Origin of the sequence: Tenacibaculum halocynthiae (assembly GCF_964512825.1) — a bacterium.
Classification (GTDB): domain Bacteria; phylum Bacteroidota; class Bacteroidia; order Flavobacteriales; family Flavobacteriaceae; genus Polaribacter; species Polaribacter halocynthiae.
The window spans coordinates 245,088-264,353 of sequence record NZ_CAZELG010000028.1; the positions used below are offsets into that span (position 1 = coordinate 245,088).

Here is a 19,266-nt window from a genome sequence, read left to right on the forward strand (position 1 = left end):
AACAACATTACACTTTTACAATATTTTTTGTAAAAGTTTTGTTGTTTATAATTGTTAATATGTAAAAAAATAAGTGATAAATTAGTAATATCAAGTTTATATATTTGATACTAACAATTATAATAATGGCTTTTTCATCACTTTTTTTATTCTTTTTTGGAGCTATAGGTGTTTTTAACAGCTTTTTTGTTAGCTTATATTTTATTTTCTATAAAAAATCAAAGAGATTATCTAATAAGTTATTTGGATTTTTTCTTTTTTTCTTAAGTGAACGGGCTTTTCGTTCATTAATTTATTTTTTTAGTGATATAACTCCAAATGCATATTCTAAATTTGGGCCCGTTTCTTTTCTTTTTATTGGTCCTTTTTTATTCTTATATGTTCTATCAATTACCAATAGAGAAAATAAGATACTTTCATTTTGGAAGCACCATATTTTATTTTGGGTTGCTGTTGCTATTATAATGCATATTGTATATCCATTTAGAACGGATCCAATTTTTTATAAAAAATATATTTTAAAGGGAATAAATATTCAATGGTTAATTTATTTATTACTCTCAATTAAAGTAGTTTATTTAACTATAAAAAATAGTGAATTTGAAAAAGAAAAAATCACTGTTAAAAATTGGTGGTTATCTTTATTATTAACCTCAATACTTCTTTTATGGTGTATTTATTTTTGGATTAGTTTCACCTATTTTGTGGTAGGTTCAATTGTTTTTTCAGCTATTTTTTACTCTTTTTTTATTTTCTTTTTGTTTAAAAAGAAAGAAAGGGAACAGGTTTTTTACATTGAAAAGAAATACTTGAATAAAAAAATGGATAGCTTAATAACTAATCCATTGATAGTTCAACTTAAGGAATTCATGGATGCTAAAAAACCTTTTAAAAATCCTAATTTAAAATCTTCTGATATCGCAAATGAACTTTCTATTTCTACACATCAATTATCACAGCTTTTGAATGATAGTATAGGGAAAAGTTTTTCAAATTTTGTGAATGAATACAGAGTCGAAGAAGCAAAACAAATAATTAGCTCTAATACTAAGTATACTTTAGATGCAATAGGAAAAGAATCAGGATTCAATTCCAAATCAACATTTTATACTTATTTCAAACGAGTAGTTGGAGTTACACCATCAAAATATAGAGAACAATTATAAGTTCATATTTATAATTTTGAACAAATACGATGAGTATTCTTATTTAATTATTTTCAAAACTTATGTTTTTTTGTTTTTGAATTTAAACAATATTACAAATGAAAAAGCCTATTAGAGTACTTACAAAATTGTTATTAATAACAGTTTTTATAATTAGTTGTAATTCTAAAACTGAACAAAAGAAATCTATAGCAGAAGCAATTTCAGTTTTACCTAATGCTACAATTAAAGAAACAATAGCATATTATTATAAGCTCAAAGAAGAATATCCAACTAAATATAATTTTGAAAAAGAAAATGAGTTAAATACACTTGGTTATCAATATTTAAGTAATGGAAAAGTAAGTGAGGCTATCGAAATATTTAAATTATTAGTTAGTGAGTTCCCTAAATCTTCTAATCCTTATGATAGTTTAGGTGAGGCATACAAAACTGCTGGTAATAATGAATTAGCTATAAAAAATTATGAAAAATCTTTAGCGTTAAATTCAAAAAACATTAATGCTGAAGATATTATTAATAAACTAAAATATAGTAAATACGATGCTACTCGTTTTGGTAAAAAATATAAAATTAAAGAGTATAAAGATGATTTAGACGAACTTGGTCGCAGATTATCAGAAGTTAATCCGAATGTTTATAAATTCATCAGTAAAAAAGATTTTTGGAGTGCTATTGAATCGAAAAAAGAACTGATAACTGAAAGTACTACTTTTAGTGATTTTCTTTGGTATTGTAGTGAAATAATAGCTAATATTAATTGTAGTCATACTTCTATGGGATACTTTAATCAAGAAAGAAAATTAATTCCTATTGAATTACGATTTCCACTTGAAGTTAAAATGATTAATAATAAATTATATGTTTCAAATTCACTAATTAATAAAGAAAAAGTAAACTTAAAAGATGAAATTGTTGCTATTAATGGTAAGTCGATTGAAGTTATTAAGCTAGAAATTTTCAAGCATATTTCATCGCAAGGAAATATTGAAACGTATAAAAAAAACTTTTTAAATGCACATTCAACATCAATAATACCTTATGCATTAGGTTTCCCTAAGTCCTATAACATTTTATTAAAAGGAGCTTCAAATTCAATAAAACTATCTCCTTTAAAAAAATATCAAAATAATTTTCAAAAACTGCCTAATTATTTATGTCAAGAAACTTTATGTTTTAACTATTCAAAAGATAAAAAAACTGCCTTCATAACAATTAGAAGTTTTGCCTATTATGGAAAACGGTTTAAAAAGTTTAAAGCATTTATAGACAATAGCTTTGATTCCATGGCCAAAATGAATATTCAGAATTTAGTAATTGATATAAGAGGTAATGGAGGAGGTCCTTCTGATGCAGGAATTTATTTATTAAAATATTTATCTCAAACTCCTTTTACATATTTCTCTAGTTCCCAATTCTCTGAAAGTTTAAATGAAATTCAACCCTTTAGTAATAACTTTAAGGGCACTACTTACATTACTATGGATGGAAACGGAGGGTCTACAACTGGGCATTTTATGTCATTAGTAAAACATCTTAAGTTAGCTACATTAATAGGAGAGGAGCTAGGCTCTAATCAGTTTTGCACTGGTGGTCAAAAGAGGCTGCGTTTACCTAATACAGGGATTATTTATAGTGTTGCAAGAAATACTTATATAACTACGGCTACATCTTTTCCTATAGATAGAGGTATTATGCCTGATCATGAAATTACTCAATCTATAGATGATTACGTAAATGATATAGATACTGTAATGGGATATACATTAAGCTTACTACAAAAGAAGGATAAATAATATTAGTTCTTTTTAAATTAAAAACCACCAACAAAATAATTTGCTGGTGGTTTATTAAAACAAAATTGTTATTTAAAAGTGTATTAGGATGTTCTTATAATGAGGAAGTATTAAACTCATTGACAATAAATTCTTTTACTATTTTTTTTATATCATTTGGGCAATCTTCGTTTGGGTAAACAACCTTAACTATTTTCTGATTAATTACAGTATGGTTCCATTCAATTAACCTTTTTAATTTCCTGTCCTTTATATAGTAATTTTTTTCTGCTAAATAATCTTGAACTTTAACTTCTAATGAATTTACAATATTGTCTAGTTCTTTAATTTTAAAAATATTATTCAATGTCATTCTACTGCATGGTATTATATTAAAAAACAATGTTAATCACCTGATATATGGGTTTATAACAAAAGTATTAGATGTTTTTTTTAATAAAAATACCTAGAATCCCTATTTAAAGTATAGGGTAATCCCTTAGAAGTATCAGTAAATGGTAGAGTATTAACTCAAAGTTATTTTTTCTAATTTTCTTCGCTTTTAAAAAGAAACCCTAACCCTAAACGTCCTAAAAACTTCTTTTCAAACTCCCAGAAAAACTTGAATTGTCCAAACAACCATCCAACAATAGGTAAAGTAGTTTGGTATATCGGAAAAATTAGTAAAATACGTAAAGGCCAATATATCCAAGGAGATATAGTTTCAGGTGACAAACCTAAATAAGCGGTAATAGGTTTAGCAACCCAAGCAGCAAATGAACCATTAATAGCGAAAACAATAAAAATAGCAATTACATCCCAATTACTACTAATACCCCAGCGTTGTTTTAATTTTTCCATGAGGGCAAAAATATATAAAACTCAAAAGGCAAACAAATGTTCATCTTTAAACTTATTAATATTTTGTATCAGTAACTATTTATACTAAAAAGAAGGTTTTTAATTAAAAAAAGAGAGGTATGATTTTTATCATGTTTTACAGGAGTTTTTATATTGAAATTTGTTAAAGAAATGTAAAAATGAACATCATGAAAATAAATAAATATTTAAGTAACATATTATTACTATTTATAACAACACTATCATACTCACAACTAAAAATAGATGCAGAGTTACGACCTCGTGCAGAATACAGACATGGCTTTAAAACATTATTTCCTAATGATGCAAATGCAGCCATGTTTGTGTCGCAAAGAACAAGATTGAATACCTCTTTTTCTATGGATAAACTAAATTTTTACATTAGTTTTCAGGATGTAAGAGTTTGGGGTGACGTTCCTCAATTAAACATAGCAGATGCCAATGGTTTAAGTTTACAACAAGCTTGGGCAGAAATATTGTTAGATCGAAATTTTTCTTTAAAGTTAGGACGTCAAGAAGTAGTTTATGATGATAGTAGAATATTTGGTAATGTAAATTGGGCTCAACAAGCACGTAGTCATGATATGGCATTGTTAAAATATAAAAAAAATGATTTCAGAATAGACGTTGGTTTAGCTTTTAATCAGTCAAAAGAAGGTTTAGTAGGTACTAATTTAACAACTCCTAAAACATATAAAGCAATGCAATTTGCTTGGTTTCATAAAGAATGGAACAATTTTTCAGGAAGCTTTTTATTTTTAAACAATGGTTTGCAATCATCTGCAGGTCTTAAGTATAGCCAAACTATAGGAACACATATAAAAACTAAAGTTTATGGATTAGATATTGTTTCTAATTTATATTACCAATTTGGTAATGATATATTGAATAGAGACTTAAGCGCTTATTTATTAGGGTTAGAAGCTAATTATAAAGCAACAGACAAGATCAAACTAGGTTTAGGTATGGAATTATTAAGTGGTAATGATTATAATACTCCTGGTAGTAAGAACTACGCATTCACTCCTTTTTATGGTACTAATCATAAGTTTAATGGACTTATGGATTATTTCTATGTTGGTAATCATGCTAACAATGTAGGGTTATTAGATGTATATATGAAAGTAAACTATAAATTAAACCCAAAATCTAGTTTAACAACGTTTATTCATAATTTTTCTGCTGCAGCAGATATTAATACTACAGTTTCTAAGCAATTAGGTACAGAGTTAGATATAGTATATGGATATAAGTTTACTAAAGAGATAGGTATCAAAGCAGGGTATTCACATATGTTTCCTACTAAAGGGATGGAAATATTAAAAGGAAATAATGACAATAATACTAATAATTGGGGTTGGGTTATGGTAACCATTAAACCAACATTATTTTCATCAAAAAAATAAAAATGGCAACATTAAAAGAAAAAACTGTTGCTGAATATGTTACTGAAAATATAAAAACGGCTCATATTTTTAAAAAACATGGAATTGATTTTTGTTGTGGAGGAAATATTTCAGTTGAAAAAGCCTGCTTGAAGAATAATGTAAATCAATTAATTTTAAAAAAAGAACTTTCTGAAGTAGATATAGTAAAAGATATTATAGAAGATTATGATAAATGGGAATTAGATTTTTTAATGATTTATATTGAAAATGTACATCACACTTATATAAAAGAAAATTTGCCATTGATATCACAGTATGCAAATAAGGTAGCTAAAGTTCATGGACATCATTACATAGAAGTAACAGAAGTAAATATGCTTTTTCATGAAGTAGCAAATGAATTAATAGGGCATTTACAAAAAGAGGAACAAATATTATTTCCGTTTATAAAGCAATTAGTTATTGCTAAAAAAGAAGGAAGTAATACAGTTACTCCACCATTTGGAACTGTAAATAATCCAATACAAATGATGGAGCATGAGCATGAAAATGCGGGAAATGTTTTTAAACAAATAGCAAAGCTTACAAATAATTACATGCCACCAGAAGGAGTTTGTAATACATTTAAGGCTTTATATGCTAAATTGGACGAATTTGAACAAGATTTGCATAAACATATACACTTAGAAAACAATATTTTGCATTCAAAAGCACTCAAACTAGAACAAGAAATTAATAGACAAGTATAATTATTTAAACAATTATTATAAAATTTAATAGTACCCTATCTTAAAAGAACAAAATGATCTTTTAAGGTAGGGTTTGTTGTTTTTGCATTAAGCAATCTAAAAATGAGCTAAATTAATTGATAATCAACTCTTAAGTTATTTATAATAAAACTAAACTACTCATGTATGACAACAAAAAAACAAACCCAATGTATTGTTTATCAGTGTTTTACTACATATTTAATTGATTCTAGATTTTTGCTTTTTTATCACATGATATTTATCATGTTTAAACTTCAATTAAAAAGACAAATTTGTGTACAGTTTAATTTAAAACTAGTCTCTTATGCCAATTAAAAGCTATTTAGTACATCCTTATACAGGAAAAAAGAAAGAGCTTATTACAGCTATTTCATCAATAACAGAATGTGAAATTTTTCCAGCAGAAAATAAAGATCTTTTAGTTTTGGTTACAGAAACAGAAGATGAAATACAAGAAACAATTTTAAAAGAAAAATTGGATGCTATTGCTAGTTTAAAATTGTTAGCAATGGTTTCTGGATTTAATACACCAATAAAGAATTAATATATGGATACATCAACAACAAACAGAAGAAGCTTTATTAAAAAAATGGCAATGCTATCTGCAATGACAGCGGCAGCAACTATGTTTCCAGGTATATTATTTGCAAAAGATCAAGAAGCTGGAATTCCTGAAGGTAATTTTGATTGGAAAAAAGGACCATGTAGATTTTGTGGTGTTGGCTGTGGTATTTTAGTAGGAGTTGAAAATGGTAAAGCAATTGCAGTTAAAGGTGATCCAAATTCTTCAGTAAATAAAGGATTACTTTGTGTAAAAGGGTACCATCAAACCATGTGTATACAATCAAAAGATAGGTTAACACATGCTTTGGTTAAAAAGAATGGAAAGTACGTAAAAACACCAATAAATGAAGCATTAGACATAGTAGCTAATAAAATGAAAGCGACTATTAAAGAACATGGAAAAGATGCGGTAGCTATGTATACATCAGGGCAATCGACGATTCCTGAAGGGTATGTAGCTTCTAAATTTATGAAGGGTGCCATTGGTACTAATAATTTAGATTGCAATGCTCGTTTGTGTATGGCTAGTGCTGTAGCAGGTTTTTTAACAACATTTGGAGCTGATGAACCAATGGGATGCTATGAAGATTTTGATCATGCCGATTACTATATTACTTGGGGAAATAATATGGCTGAAATGCATCCTGTTTTATTTTCTAGAATGTTAGAAGAAAAAAATAGAAGAGGAGCAAAAATTATAGATTTTGCCACTAGAACAACTCGATCTAGTATGGCAGCAAATAAATCTATTTTATTTGAACCTCAAACAGACTTAGCCATTGGTAATGCAATTTGTTATGAAATAATTAATAATGGTTGGGTTAATAATTCATTTATTGAAAAGTACTGTAGTTTTAGTAAAGGACTTACTAAAATGGGCTATGGTTTAGAGGATAAATATAAATTTAAAGATAAGCCTACAAAAATTAATTTTGAAGAGTATAAAGCCTTTTTAGAAGACTATTCCCCTGAAAAAGTATCAAAACTTACAAAGGTTTCTGTTAAAGACATTAAATATTTAGCAGCTATATATGGTGACCCAAACAAAAAAGTAATGTCACTTTGGTGCATGGGTGTAAATCAACATACCAGAGGTACATGGATGAATAATATCATTTATAACATTCACTTATTAACAGGAAAAATTTCACAACCTGGTAATAGTCCTTTCTCATTAACAGGGCAGCCTTCTGCATGTGGAACAGCTCGTGAGGTAGGAACATTTACTCATAAACTACCTAAAGGGGTTGTAATGAACCCTAAACATAGGGCAAAAGCAGCTAAAATTTGGAAAGTTCCAGTTGAAAGAATTCCTTCGAAACCAACGTATCATGCTACTGAAATGTTTAGAGCTGTTGATAGGGGAGATATTAAGTTTATTTGGACTCAAGCTGTAAATCCGTTAGTATCATTACCAAGAACAAGTAGATTTCGTCCAGGAATGGAAAAAGAATCGTGCTTTGTGGTAGTTTCTGATGTATTTCCAACACCAACCTCAGATGTTGCTGATGTCATTTTACCAGCATCTTGGCATATAGAAAAATCTGGATTATACGGTAATTCTGAAAGAAGAACCCAACACTGGAACAAAATGGTGGAAGGACCTGGTGAAACAACACCTGATGCATGGATGTTTATTGAAGTTGCAAAGCGTATGGGCTATGGAGATTTGTTTCCATATTCTAAAGAAAACCATGTAGAAGAAATTTATAATGAATATCGTCAGTTTCATGCTGGTAAAAAGCACAATATGGCACCTTTAGAAGTGTTAAAAAAAGAATCTGGAGCTATTTGGCCTTATGTAGATGGAAAATCTACACAATGGCGTTTTAATGCAAAGTATGATCCAGCTTGTTCTAATGGGGAAGATTTTCATTTTTATGGAAAACCAGATGGAAAAGCGGTTATTTGGCAACGACCATATGAACCAGCACCAGAAGTTCCTGATAATGAATATCCGTTTTGGTTAAACACTGGTCGTGTTATTGAGCATTGGCATACAGGCTCTATGACTAGAAGAATACCTGTTTTACATAAAGCTATGCCAAATGCTTATGTAGAGTTTCATCCTGACGATGCTAAACGATTAAACATAAGAAAAGGTGAAAAAATAAAAGTTAGCTCACGAAGAGGTTCATGTATTTTACCTGCTTCAATTAATGAGAGAGGTTTACCTACAAAAGGACAAGTATTTGTGCCTTTCTTTGATGAAAACATGTTAATCAATGATGTAACCTTAGATGCATTTTGCCCTATATCAAAAGAGCCAGATTATAAAAAATGTGCTGTTAAAGTAGAAAAAGCATAAGGTATGAGAAAGCGATTAGGTATTATATCATTATTTATAATTCTATTTATATCATTTATTGTTATATGGAATTATAGTTATCAAACTGGTAAGGAAGAAGCATACATTCCTGTAAGGGATAAAAAAGAAATAGTAACAATTCCTTCAGAAGCAGGAGTTTTTAAGCGGTCTAAACATGCTATAGACTATGTTAACATGCCAGTAGATGAGACCCATCAAAGAAGTTTAAAAAACTATTATGATAATAGAGCGTATCATGGCGCACCACCAAGTATTCCTCATCCTATTGATGAAAAGCAGAATATAGGAGATGGTAGTTGTTTAAAATGTCATGAAAATGGAGGCTTTGTTGAGAAATTTAAAGCCTATACACCTGTAACACCACATCCTGAATTGGTGAACTGTAAACAATGTCATGTAGAACAAAAAAAGCAAACTCTATTTAAAGCTGGAAATTATGCAAATGTTAATGCGCCTAAAGTAGGGGTAAACAATGTATTACTTACAAGTCCGCCAACTATTCCACATCAAATACAATTAAGAGAAAATTGTTTGGCTTGTCATGCAGGACCAAGTGCTCCGAAAGAAATTAGAGTTACACATCCTGAACGTGTAAATTGTCGTCAATGTCATGTACCAAATGACAAAGTAACTGAAGAAATAGGAACATTTATAAGAAATATTAAAACAAATGAATAAGTATCAAACTACATATTTAATAAGCTTTTCTTTATTAATTGTTTTATTAATTTCTTCATGTAAGCATCATAAAGAAGATGAATATCATAGTATTACTGATAAAATTAAAGCGAAAAGCAAACACTATAAAGGAACCTCAATTACGTCAGAAAAATATACGGATCATATAAAAACAATTGAAATATCAGCAGATGGACTTAAATTTTTGATTCCTGATAGAAAAGGAAAAATTAAATCATATGCATGTACCGAATGTCACACCAAACCATTAAAAGAGATGCAAAGTGCTGACATAAAAAAAGCACACTGGAATATAAAATTGAATCATGCCAATCAAGAAACAATGAATTGTACCACTTGCCATAACGGAAAAGATATGAACAATTTAAAAAGTTTAACAGGGCATACTATTGATTTTAATAAGAGTTTTAAATTATGTAGCCAATGCCACCAAAAAGAATATAAAGATTGGACAGGTGGCGCGCATGGTAAGCGTATTGGTGGTTGGGCACCTCCAAGAGTTTCTATGACTTGTGTAAATTGTCATAATCCACATTCACCTGGGTTTGATACTAAGTGGCCAGCAAGATTTAATACTGAAAAGACAAAAGAACGTAAATAATTAGGCATGAGCAATAACAATAAAAAATGGTTTTCTCTAAACCTAAATAGTAAACATAAACAAACAACGAACTCAAGTTCTTGTGGCTGTGGTAAAACTTCTGGAGGGTGTAATTCTAACACTTCAAAAGAAGAATTAAATGAAGTAGAGTTTTTTGATGCTGCTATAAATGCTTCTATAGGAGAAGAAAAGCATAGAGATGGTTTTGAGCAAGTTTTTGATGTTAAAATGGATCGCCGTAGTGCCTTTAAAAAACTAACCGCTAGTTTATTAATTGGAGCAGGAGCAGTATCTTCTTGTACAAGTGTAGTTTCTAGTGATGAATCTAAAGAAAAAGCACAAATAGACTGGGAAGAGCAATTTAAAGGAAACTATAAATTGATGAAGGATGATGAAAAAAAGGCTACTGTTGATAGATTAGTTCGTTCGTATCAATTACGTACTGGAAAAACAATTAGTATGTCTTCAAAAAATGCAGAAGATGATGTTTTATTTGGTTACGCTTTTAATATCTCTAAATGTCAGGGGTATATGGATTGCGTAAGTGCTTGTGTTGAAGAAAATAATCAAGATAGAAACTCACAAATGGAATACATCCGTATTCATGAAATGAAAGACGGAAAAGGCTTTAATTTTAATGAAGCTGATGATAATTATTACCATGAAGTTCCTGCGGAAGGCCATTTTTACATGGGTACACAGTGTTTTCATTGTGATAACCCTCCGTGTGTAGAAGTGTGTCCTGTACAAGCAACTTGGCGTGAAAAAGACGGATTGGTAGTTGTAGATTATGATTGGTGTGTTGGTTGTAGGTATTGTATGGCAGCTTGCCCTTATGATGGACGACGTTTTAACTGGAGTAAACCTGAAGTGCCAGAAGAGGAAGTAAACAAAAACCAACACTATTTAGGAAATAGAATGCGTAAAAAAGGAGTGATGGAAAAATGTACTTTTTGTGTACAACGCTCTAGAGCAGGAAAAAACCCAGCATGTGTAGAAGCATGTCCTACAGGAGCTCGTGTATTTGGTAATTTACTCGACCCTAATAGTACCATTCGTTGGGTATTAGAAAATAAAAAAGTATTCAGATTAAAAGAAGATTTAGGTACAGAACCTAAGTTCTGGTATTTTATGGATTAATTTCTGTTGCGTTAGGGATTGAAGTGGTATCCTTTTTAAAATAATACATAAAAAAAGCGTCATTACGAGGAAGGTATGACGAAGTAATCTCTTTAAAAGAAAAGAGTACCCGAGCAAATAAAAAGTTACTTGGTTAATACAAGGTTTTAAAAAGATTTAACGTAAAGCCCGGCCCTTTTGGGAAACGCCCAAAATAATATATATACTAAGAGTTATAATAGAAAATAAAATGAGAAGACTTAAAGTTTTTGGAAGTTTAGTTAAAGACAGTCTAGATGTTATTACTAGTGGTTCTAAAAAATACCACTTATGGATGGCATTTTTAACATTAATCATGTTAATAGGAATGTACTGTTATTCGATTCAATTAGAACACGGTTTAAGTGTTACTGGTATGACGGATAGAGTAAGTTGGGGTTTATATATTTCAAATTTTACATTTTTAGTAGGAGTAGCAGCAGCTGCTGTTATGTTAGTAATGCCGACGTATGTATTAAAGGATGTAGATTTTAAACAAGCAGTTTTAATAGGAGAGGGGCTTGCTGTAGCTGCACTTATTATGTGTTTAGCATTTGTGGTAGCTGATATGGGAGGACCATCAGTTTTATGGCATATGCTTCCTGTTGTTGGTGTATTTAACTTTCCTAATTCAATGTTAACCTGGGATGTTATTGCACTTAACGGGTATTTATTTATCAATTTAAGTATTCCTTTTTATATCTTATTTAGGCATTATCAAGGAAAGGAATCTAAGAAGAAAGTGTATTTACCAGGTGCAATAATTTCAGTTTTTTGGGCGGTTGGTATTCACTTAGTTACTGCCTTTCTATACCAAGGTTTACAGGCAAAACCTTTTTGGAATACAGCTTTATTAGGACCTCGTTTTTTAGCATCTGCTTTTGCTGCTGGTCCGGCTCTAATTATTTTAGTGTTGGCTATTATTAGAACGTATACCGAATTTAAAATAGAAGATAAAACGATTAAAAAATTAGCTTTGGTAGTTACAGTTGCTGCACAAATTAACTTAATTATGTTAATTTCTGAATTATTTAAAGAGTTTTATGCACCAACTCACCATAGTGAAAGTGCTTATTATTTATTTTTTGGTTTAGATGGTAAAACGGCATTATTACCGTGGATATGGACAGCTATTACACTAAATGTTATAGCAACGGTATTACTTACGTTTCATAAACTTAGAAACAATTTTAAAGTATTATTCTTTGCTTGTAGTATATTATTTATAGCTATTTGGATTGAAAAAGGGTTTGGTTTAATTGTTCCTGGTTTTATACCTGGTCCTTATGGTAAGATTGCAGAATATACTCCAACTGGTATTGAAATTGGTGTTACATTAGGTATTTGGGCTATGGGAGCACTTATTTTTACCATGTTAGCACGTACAGCTATCAGCATAGAAATTGGTAAAATGCGTTATAAAAAGAAGTAATACCTATAATTATATTTATAAATTAAAGATATGTCATTGCGAATGAGGAACGAAAGAAGCAATCTCTCTAATAATAGCTGTCAATTAAATTTTTAACACAGCATAAACAGACTGCTTCACTTCATTGCATTTTGTTCGTAGTGACGTTTTTTTGTCATTACGAAGGAAGGTAACGACTGAAGCAATCTCTCCAATAATAGTTTCCAATTGAGTTTTTATTCAGCATAAATAGATTGCTTCACTTCATTATATTACGTTCGCAGTGACGTTTTTCTTGGTCATTACGAAAGAGGAACGAAAGAAGTAATCTCTCCAATGATAGTTTCCAATTAAATTTTCAACATAGCATAAACAGACTGCTTTACTTCATTGCATTTTGTTCGCAGTGACGTTTTTTTGTCATTACGAAGGAGGAACGACTGAAGTAATCTCTCTAATATTAGTTGCCTATTAAAATTTCAATCCATAATAAACAGACTACTTCACTTCATTGCATTTTGTTCGCAGTGACGTTTTTTTGTCATTACAAAGGAAGGTAACGACTGAAGTAATCTGTTAATTGGACAGCTTATTTTGTTGTATTTCTATGAAAAAAATAAACTTAAATTGTATAATTTTGTTAGATGGATTTAGCAGCAGATTTTTGGAATAATAAATACAAAAACAATAAAATTGGTTGGGATTTAGGTGAAATATCTCCTCCTTTAAAAGCCTATTTTGATCAACTAGATAATAAAGAACTAAAAATTTTAATTCCTGGAGGTGGAAACTCCTATGAAGCAGAATACCTTTTTAATAAAGGTTTTAAAAATGTGTATGTAATTGACTTGTCGGAAACAGCTATTGATAACATAAAAAACAGAATTCCAAATTTTCCTGAAGGTCAATTAATTTTAGGTGATTTTTTTGACCTTGAAATGCAGTTTGACTTGATTATTGAACAAACTTTTTTTTGCGCTATTAATCCAACATTGAGAGCTAAATATGCTATTAAAATGAAAGATATTTTAAAAGATGAAGGAAAGTTAGTAGGGTTATTGTTTGATGCAAAACTAAATGATGATCATCCGCCATTTGGAGGAACAAAAAAGGAGTATTTAACTTATTTTAAACCGTTTTTTTCTTTCGAAACTTTTACTAAATGTTACAATTCATATTCTAATAGACAAGGGATGGAGTTATTTATAAAATTCAAGAAAAAATAAGCTGTTAAAAGTTCGTTTTTGCCGCTTTTTTATAGCCAAAGTTGTCTAGAATTCACGAATCGATTCGTATTTTTATAGTCTAAAAATTAGATTATGGATGACATGCTCTTTTATGATAGATTGCAGTTTGCATTTACTATCACTTTCCACTATATTTTTCCGCAATTAACCATGGGACTATCGTTATTGATAGTCTATTTTAAAGGTAAATATTTAAGAAATAACATTGAAAAATATAACAACGCTGCTAAGTTTTTTATGAAAATTTTTGCTGTAAATTTTACCATGGGAGTCGTAACCGGAATTCCGATGGAATTTCAATTTGGTACTAACTGGGCTAAGTTTTCTGAACTAACAGGTGGTATTATTGGACAAACATTAGCAATGGAAGGAATGTTCTCTTTCTTTTTAGAATCCTCATTTTTAGCATTATTTATTTTTGGAGAAAAATTAATGGGCCAAAAACTACACTTTTTAACTGGTTTTTTAGTTTTTTTAGGCTCATGGGCAAGTGGTTGGTTTATTTTATCAACCAACGCATGGATGCAACATCCTGTAGGCTATGAAGTATTAGAAAACGGAAAATTTGTATTGGAAAACTTCTCAGCGTTATTTACTAACCCTTGGTTGTTACCTGCTTTTTTGCATAACCAATTAGCCTCTGTAGTAACATCATCGTTTGTAGTAGCAAGTATAGGTGCTTTTTACCTATTAAGAAAAAAACAACTAGAATACGGAAAATTGTTTTTAAAAACTGGTGTTGTTTTTGGATTGATTTCTAGTGTTCTCTTGGCATTTCCTACAGGAGATTGGAACGCAAAAAATGTAGCAAGATATCAACCAGCAACTTTTGCTGCAATGGAAGGTATTTTTAAAACTGAAGAAGCAGGAGCAGAGATTGTATTGATTGGTCAACCAAATATGGTTGAAAAGAAGTTAGACAACAAAATAGCTGTTCCGAACATCCTAAGTTTTCTAACCTATCAAGAATGGGATAAACAAATTCCTGGAATGGATCAATTTAAAGAAGAAGAATTACCCGATAATATTCCTGCATTGTATTATTCGTATCATATAATGGTTGGTTTAGGTACTTTATTTATTGGTATAATGGCATTAGCATTTTTCTTTTTATGGCGAAAAAAATTATACACCTCAAAACGCTTATTATGGACTATCATGTTTTTAGTTCCGTTTCCTTATATAGCAAACATCACAGGTTGGTATACAGCAGAATTAGGTAGACAACCGTATTTAGTATATGGTTTATTAAAAACAAGTGATGGTATTTCACCAACAGTTTCATCTGGTAATACATTATTTACTTTACTTGGTTTTGTTGCTTTATACATGCTGCTAGGCCTCTTGTTTTTAGTTTTAGTAGGAAAAACAATAAATGAAGGTCCAAAACCTCAAACACATTAGATTATGGAAATATTTTGGTATATAATAATAGCGATTGTTTTAGTTGTATTTTTTATTTTAGATGGATATGATTTTGGAGCAGGAATAATTCATTTATTTTTTGCAAAAAAAGAAGAAGATAAAGAAGTCATTGCTAAATCGGCAGGATTGTTTTGGGATTCTAATGAAGTATGGCTAGTAGCAGCAGGAGGGATGCTCTTTATGGCTTTTCCAACTTTTTACGCATCTGTTTTTAGTGGCTTTTATTTACCCTTAATTCTTGTATTATGGTTAATTATTTTTAGGGCTATTGGTTTAGAATTTAGAGGGCAATTTCAGTTTCAAATGTGGAAAGATATTTGGGACAAATCTTTTGGGATTTCTAGTTTATTATTAGCCTTATTTTTTGGTATTGCTTTAGGTAATATTGTTAGAGGTGTAAATTTAGGAAGCGTTGAAAATGGCGTATCGGTATACGAAGGACATTATTTTTTCTTACCACTTTGGGATAGTAGTTTTAGTCCTTTAAGTGATACTCCTGGAGTTATTGATTGGTTTACCATTATTATTGGTTTTATTTCAGTTGTTACTTTAGCTATTCATGGTGCCAATTGGGTGATTTTAAAAACTAATTCATCCATAAACACAAAGCTTAAAGGCATTATTTTTAAGTTAAACATTGTACTAGCAGTACTTACTATATTTTCTTTAATTGTATGGCAACTAGTGAATCCAAAATCTTTAAATAATTTTATTGATAAACCTTATTTACTAGTATTTCCTATTATTTATCTTACAGGGTTAGTAGGTTTATTTTTTATTAAAAAAATTAAAAAAGATAGTCATGCTTTTCTATTATCTACGTTATTAATACTTGGTGGAATTACATCATCATTAGCATCATTATTCCCAGTGATATTACCCTCTGTGAATGATATAAATGAACCTTTAACCATCTATAATACAGCTACCTCTGAATATGGGTTGTCAGTAGCTATGACATGGGGAATAATAGGTTTTATATTACTTTTTGTATACATGATTATACAAAAAAGATTGTTAGGAGGTAAGATTGATAAAATGGATTATGGTCATTAATTGGTATTAGATTATTGTATGACAGGGACATTAATTTCATTAGTAAGTATTTTTTTAGGTATTATAGGTGCTATTTTCTTGGGATCTATTTATAAAAAAATTTCATTTGGGATACTAGGAAATACAATTGCTGGTGTTTTTGGAAGTATCTTTTTTATTAAAACCTTTGGTAGATTAGTTTTTGATCCATATTCAATTATGAATCATGGAACGATTAACATTTTTCTATTTAGTATTAATTGTGTTGTTTCTTTTTTAGGAGGTATCTTAGGATTAGTTGCCATCAATTTTTTTAAAACTGTGTTATCTAAAAAGGAGTAAACTATTGTATCCAAATATTCTATAGTAAGGAAGTATTTCAAGGAGTTCCTTACTTTCTATAAAAAATCTATTTAACATAATATTAATTATAGTACAAATGTATTTCATCCATTAGATAGCTATAATTCAATATTATGTAAAATATCCCAGAATATTCTCATTTCTATATAAACTGTATTACTTGGGTCATTTGGCATTCGTTTTAAACTATCGTAAGAATTTGATATTCTGTACAATGGTTCATCTTTTTTTAAATATGCGGTTCTCAAGAAACATTGTAACTATACATTTGTAGCTATAATTGGACATTATGTAAAATTGCCTCTTGCCAAAATCGCTCGGATTGCTTTTTAAAAATAATTATGCTGTCGCAGTAATTTTTTAAACACAATTACCCAACGCTTGCCAACGCCAAAATAAAAGCTAACCTTTTAGATTCATTCAAAATTCTCGTATTCGATAATAATTCTGTAATATTTTTTTCTACGGCATTCTCGTAAAGCGTTTCCGCAAGAGTATAAAATTACTCTGCGAGATAATTTCTATACACTTGCCAACATTTTAGTTTCAATTAATCTTTTTTAATTCTTGCGTTATCTTTTGTCTTGAAACAAAAGAAATCGACTTTAGGAGATTCACGAATTCCTTTAAAAAACAATAAGAATTAATGAGCTAAACAAAAATTCAAGGCTTCAGATACTTTTGGAAACAATCACGGCTCATTCGCTATATTTTAGAAAACATTCTGAGTCCCTTCTTTTTAATTCTAATTTTTATTTAACATAATGTGATAAAGTAACTTAGTTCATTAACATTTTTTAGAATAAATAATTTTTATAAATTAATTTAAAAAAACTCCTTCCCTACCAATAAAGCTTTTAATATTCTCTTCTATTCTAAAAATTTCTTCCTTACTTTTAATTTTCCCTAATTGGTTATTGAAATTTTCAACTAAAGCTTTTGGTAAAGAAATTAAATGGTTTAATAAGTAAAAAATGAAATTTAATTTGTGTGGTGAAATTCTAATTTTTTTAATAATTAAATCAAACTTTAAGTTATTGTCTCTACCTCCTAAATAAAGATACTCCATTAATAAATAGAAATTATTTTTACTTATACTTACATTTTCTCTTACATTATTGTAAAACTTATCTATTTCTTTTTCGTTATTACTTTTTATATTCCTAATTAAATGTGAATCATTTAATTTTTCATTTTCTAAGTATCCAAATAGTGATGATTTATTATTAGTTAACAGTTGTATTTTATAATCTCCGACAGTTGTTTTACTGAAACTCATATTTTCTTTTTTTGGAAAAGTCCTCCAAATTGTAAATGGAGTTCCCAATAAAAGTTTTTCGGTAGCATCATTGATTGGACTATCTTTATCGAATAATGATTTATCTTTATTCCAATTATTCACTATAATATCGAGACCAAAATTAAACATTGGAACATTAACATTTTCTTGTTTATTTATTTCAAAATTTAAATCATATTTTGCATTGGCCATAAACTTTAAAGCATCAAGTTCAGGTGATTGACTCGTATTTAAAATTCTATGTTCCATATTCCTTACTATCGTTTTTACTAATTCTAAATTATCTTTTTTCTTTCTTAAAAGAAGAAAATATAAGGCTAAGAAACCAAACATGGGTTGATCAAACTTACCATAAAGAAGTTCATTCATTGTTTCATTTGGTAAATTATCGAATTGATAATTAGTTAGACTATTTAAAGCGATATCTGTTGATATTAGGTATTTGTTTTCTGTTCTAAAATCCTCATAACTATTGTTGTAAAATATTTTTAACGAACGGTATAGGGGTACTTTCTTTACTGTTAAAAATACATTGGCTTTTATTCTTGGATAAATATAAATAGGAAAAACCCAAGCCTCATTTATAGGATTTATAATATCACCGTACTCAGATTCTATTTGAACGAAATATTGTCCTACTTCAAATTCATTTGAATATGCCATCCAATAACCTTTTTCATCAAGTTTAGAATTTGATTCATCTAAAATCTTAATAACTTTTAAAGATTTATTTAAAATAAGAACTTTAAAAGTTCCATATTCTATCTTTTGTTCTTTAAAATCACTACTTCTTAGGAAAATAAATAATCCTGTATTACCATTATGGAAACTGTCATTTTCTGATTCTCTATCAGTGAAATTATTACTGTATTGTAAACCGTTAGAAAGTTTATCCTCATCCGTAGTTAAGGCATTATGAAAAGGTGTAGATGAATATACAGGAAATGGAACATCAACTGATTGATGACTATCTAAATGAATTTTGACTTGTTTGACAATACCACTTAATTCAGCTTCAAGAAAATAAATTCCTTTGTGTAAATCAATAGTAGTACTTTCATTTTTATTTTCTAATTTAAGTTGATCATATCCATCATACAAAGAGTAATGAACTTCATTATTAGAACAATTTATTCTTAGGTTGAATATCATA

At 29.2% G+C, this 19,266-nt stretch carries 17 protein-coding genes; 14 read left to right on the plus strand and 3 right to left on the minus strand.

The genetic code is table 11. From position 1 onward, the window contains the following. Positions 1–125 precede the first annotated feature (125 nt). On the plus strand, positions 126–1,166 hold the full coding sequence (locus ACKTTQ_RS10320) for a helix-turn-helix domain-containing protein (protein ID WP_408049141.1): 1,041 nt from the start codon (positions 126–128) through the stop codon (positions 1,164–1,166). Between the two features lie 98 nt (positions 1,167–1,264). Beyond that, positions 1,265–2,962, plus strand: a complete 1,698-nt coding sequence (locus tag ACKTTQ_RS10325) for a S41 family peptidase (protein ID WP_408049142.1) — start codon at positions 1,265–1,267, stop codon at positions 2,960–2,962. A gap of 94 nt (positions 2,963–3,056) precedes the next feature. Here the strand turns inward: ACKTTQ_RS10325 and ACKTTQ_RS10330 are convergent, their stop codons facing one another. Together ACKTTQ_RS10330 and ACKTTQ_RS10335 are read right to left on the minus strand one after the other, a co-directional pair. Then, entirely contained in the window at positions 3,057–3,314 is a 258-nt protein-coding gene (locus tag ACKTTQ_RS10330; RefSeq protein WP_113787164.1) for a hypothetical protein, read from the minus strand. A gap of 173 nt (positions 3,315–3,487) precedes the next feature. After that, a complete protein-coding gene (locus ACKTTQ_RS10335; protein WP_093871208.1) occupies positions 3,488–3,802 on the minus strand; it encodes a DUF6787 family protein in 315 nt (104 codons plus the stop codon). Positions 3,803–3,990: 188 nt separating this feature from the next. Here ACKTTQ_RS10335 and ACKTTQ_RS10340 point away from each other — a divergent pair, with 188 nt between their 5' ends. The 12 genes from ACKTTQ_RS10340 to ACKTTQ_RS10395 all read left to right on the plus strand — a co-directional run bounded on the left by ACKTTQ_RS10340 (position 3,991) and on the right by ACKTTQ_RS10395 (position 16,792). Further along, positions 3,991–5,229: an alginate export family protein gene (locus tag ACKTTQ_RS10340; RefSeq protein WP_408049143.1), complete on the plus strand. Its 1,239-nt coding sequence runs from the start codon at positions 3,991–3,993 to the stop codon at positions 5,227–5,229. A gap of 2 nt (positions 5,230–5,231) precedes the next feature. Then, entirely contained in the window at positions 5,232–5,960 is a 729-nt protein-coding gene (gene ric, locus ACKTTQ_RS10345; RefSeq protein WP_408049144.1) for an iron-sulfur cluster repair di-iron protein, read from the plus strand. A 325-nt stretch (positions 5,961–6,285) separates the two neighbouring features. Continuing rightward, positions 6,286–6,525: a hypothetical protein gene (locus tag ACKTTQ_RS10350; RefSeq protein WP_113787161.1), complete on the plus strand. Its 240-nt coding sequence runs from the start codon at positions 6,286–6,288 to the stop codon at positions 6,523–6,525. 3 nt (positions 6,526–6,528) lie between these two features. Next, on the plus strand, positions 6,529–8,853 hold the full coding sequence (locus tag ACKTTQ_RS10355; protein WP_408049145.1) for a molybdopterin-dependent oxidoreductase: 2,325 nt from the start codon (positions 6,529–6,531) through the stop codon (positions 8,851–8,853). A 3-nt stretch (positions 8,854–8,856) separates the two neighbouring features. Continuing rightward, entirely contained in the window at positions 8,857–9,552 is a 696-nt protein-coding gene (locus tag ACKTTQ_RS10360; RefSeq protein WP_408049146.1) for a multiheme c-type cytochrome, read from the plus strand. Then, complete coding sequence (locus ACKTTQ_RS10365; RefSeq protein ID WP_299133954.1) at positions 9,545–10,174, plus strand: cytochrome c3 family protein; 630 nt, start codon at positions 9,545–9,547, stop codon at positions 10,172–10,174. Before ACKTTQ_RS10360 ends, ACKTTQ_RS10365 begins: the two co-directional genes overlap by 8 nt. 6 nt (positions 10,175–10,180) lie before the next feature. Next, positions 10,181–11,314, plus strand: a complete 1,134-nt coding sequence (locus tag ACKTTQ_RS10370; protein WP_093871202.1) for a 4Fe-4S dicluster domain-containing protein — start codon at positions 10,181–10,183, stop codon at positions 11,312–11,314. Between the two features lie 229 nt (positions 11,315–11,543). Beyond that, a complete protein-coding gene (gene dsrP, locus ACKTTQ_RS10375; RefSeq protein ID WP_113787156.1) occupies positions 11,544–12,764 on the plus strand; it encodes a sulfate reduction electron transfer complex DsrMKJOP subunit DsrP in 1,221 nt (406 codons plus the stop codon). A gap of 623 nt (positions 12,765–13,387) precedes the next feature. Then, the gene (locus ACKTTQ_RS10380; protein ID WP_408049147.1) at positions 13,388–13,969 is read left to right on the plus strand and encodes a methyltransferase domain-containing protein; all 582 of its coding nucleotides are present in this window, start codon (positions 13,388–13,390) and stop codon (positions 13,967–13,969) included. A 93-nt stretch (positions 13,970–14,062) separates the two neighbouring features. Then, on the plus strand, positions 14,063–15,394 hold the full coding sequence (locus ACKTTQ_RS10385) for a cytochrome ubiquinol oxidase subunit I (RefSeq protein WP_408049148.1): 1,332 nt from the start codon (positions 14,063–14,065) through the stop codon (positions 15,392–15,394). 3 nt (positions 15,395–15,397) lie between these two features. Next, entirely contained in the window at positions 15,398–16,471 is a 1,074-nt protein-coding gene (cydB, locus tag ACKTTQ_RS10390; RefSeq protein WP_408049149.1) for a cytochrome d ubiquinol oxidase subunit II, read from the plus strand. An 18-nt stretch (positions 16,472–16,489) separates the two neighbouring features. Next, positions 16,490–16,792: a hypothetical protein gene (locus tag ACKTTQ_RS10395; RefSeq protein ID WP_093871197.1), complete on the plus strand. Its 303-nt coding sequence runs from the start codon at positions 16,490–16,492 to the stop codon at positions 16,790–16,792. An 841-nt stretch (positions 16,793–17,633) separates the two neighbouring features. On the opposite strand, the gene ACKTTQ_RS10400 is transcribed toward ACKTTQ_RS10395, so the two are convergent. Then, positions 17,634–19,265, minus strand: a complete 1,632-nt coding sequence (locus ACKTTQ_RS10400) for a hypothetical protein (protein WP_408049150.1) — start codon at positions 19,263–19,265, stop codon at positions 17,634–17,636. Position 19,266: the final 1 nt, after the last annotated feature.

Excerpts from the sequence above, each read along its gene's own strand:
- ACKTTQ_RS10320 (WP_408049141.1), top strand. The coding sequence starts at position 126 with ATGGCTTTTTCATCACTTTTTTTATTCTTTTTTGGAGCTATAGGTGTT.
- ACKTTQ_RS10325 (WP_408049142.1), top strand. The coding sequence starts at position 1,265 with ATGAAAAAGCCTATTAGAGTACTTACAAAATTGTTATTAATAACAGTT.
- ACKTTQ_RS10330 (WP_113787164.1), bottom strand. The coding sequence starts at position 3,314 with ATGACATTGAATAATATTTTTAAAATTAAAGAACTAGACAATATTGTA.
- ACKTTQ_RS10335 (WP_093871208.1), bottom strand. The coding sequence starts at position 3,802 with ATGGAAAAATTAAAACAACGCTGGGGTATTAGTAGTAATTGGGATGTA.
- ACKTTQ_RS10340 (WP_408049143.1), top strand. The coding sequence starts at position 3,991 with ATGAAAATAAATAAATATTTAAGTAACATATTATTACTATTTATAACA.
- ric (WP_408049144.1), top strand. The coding sequence starts at position 5,232 with ATGGCAACATTAAAAGAAAAAACTGTTGCTGAATATGTTACTGAAAAT.
- ACKTTQ_RS10350 (WP_113787161.1), top strand. The coding sequence starts at position 6,286 with ATGCCAATTAAAAGCTATTTAGTACATCCTTATACAGGAAAAAAGAAA.
- ACKTTQ_RS10355 (WP_408049145.1), top strand. The coding sequence starts at position 6,529 with ATGGATACATCAACAACAAACAGAAGAAGCTTTATTAAAAAAATGGCA.
- ACKTTQ_RS10360 (WP_408049146.1), top strand. The coding sequence starts at position 8,857 with ATGAGAAAGCGATTAGGTATTATATCATTATTTATAATTCTATTTATA.
- ACKTTQ_RS10365 (WP_299133954.1), top strand. The coding sequence starts at position 9,545 with ATGAATAAGTATCAAACTACATATTTAATAAGCTTTTCTTTATTAATT.
- ACKTTQ_RS10370 (WP_093871202.1), top strand. The coding sequence starts at position 10,181 with ATGAGCAATAACAATAAAAAATGGTTTTCTCTAAACCTAAATAGTAAA.
- dsrP (WP_113787156.1), top strand. The coding sequence starts at position 11,544 with ATGAGAAGACTTAAAGTTTTTGGAAGTTTAGTTAAAGACAGTCTAGAT.
- ACKTTQ_RS10380 (WP_408049147.1), top strand. The coding sequence starts at position 13,388 with ATGGATTTAGCAGCAGATTTTTGGAATAATAAATACAAAAACAATAAA.
- ACKTTQ_RS10385 (WP_408049148.1), top strand. The coding sequence starts at position 14,063 with ATGGATGACATGCTCTTTTATGATAGATTGCAGTTTGCATTTACTATC.
- cydB (WP_408049149.1), top strand. The coding sequence starts at position 15,398 with ATGGAAATATTTTGGTATATAATAATAGCGATTGTTTTAGTTGTATTT.
- ACKTTQ_RS10395 (WP_093871197.1), top strand. The coding sequence starts at position 16,490 with ATGACAGGGACATTAATTTCATTAGTAAGTATTTTTTTAGGTATTATA.
- ACKTTQ_RS10400 (WP_408049150.1), bottom strand. The coding sequence starts at position 19,265 with ATGATATTCAACCTAAGAATAAATTGTTCTAATAATGAAGTTCATTAC.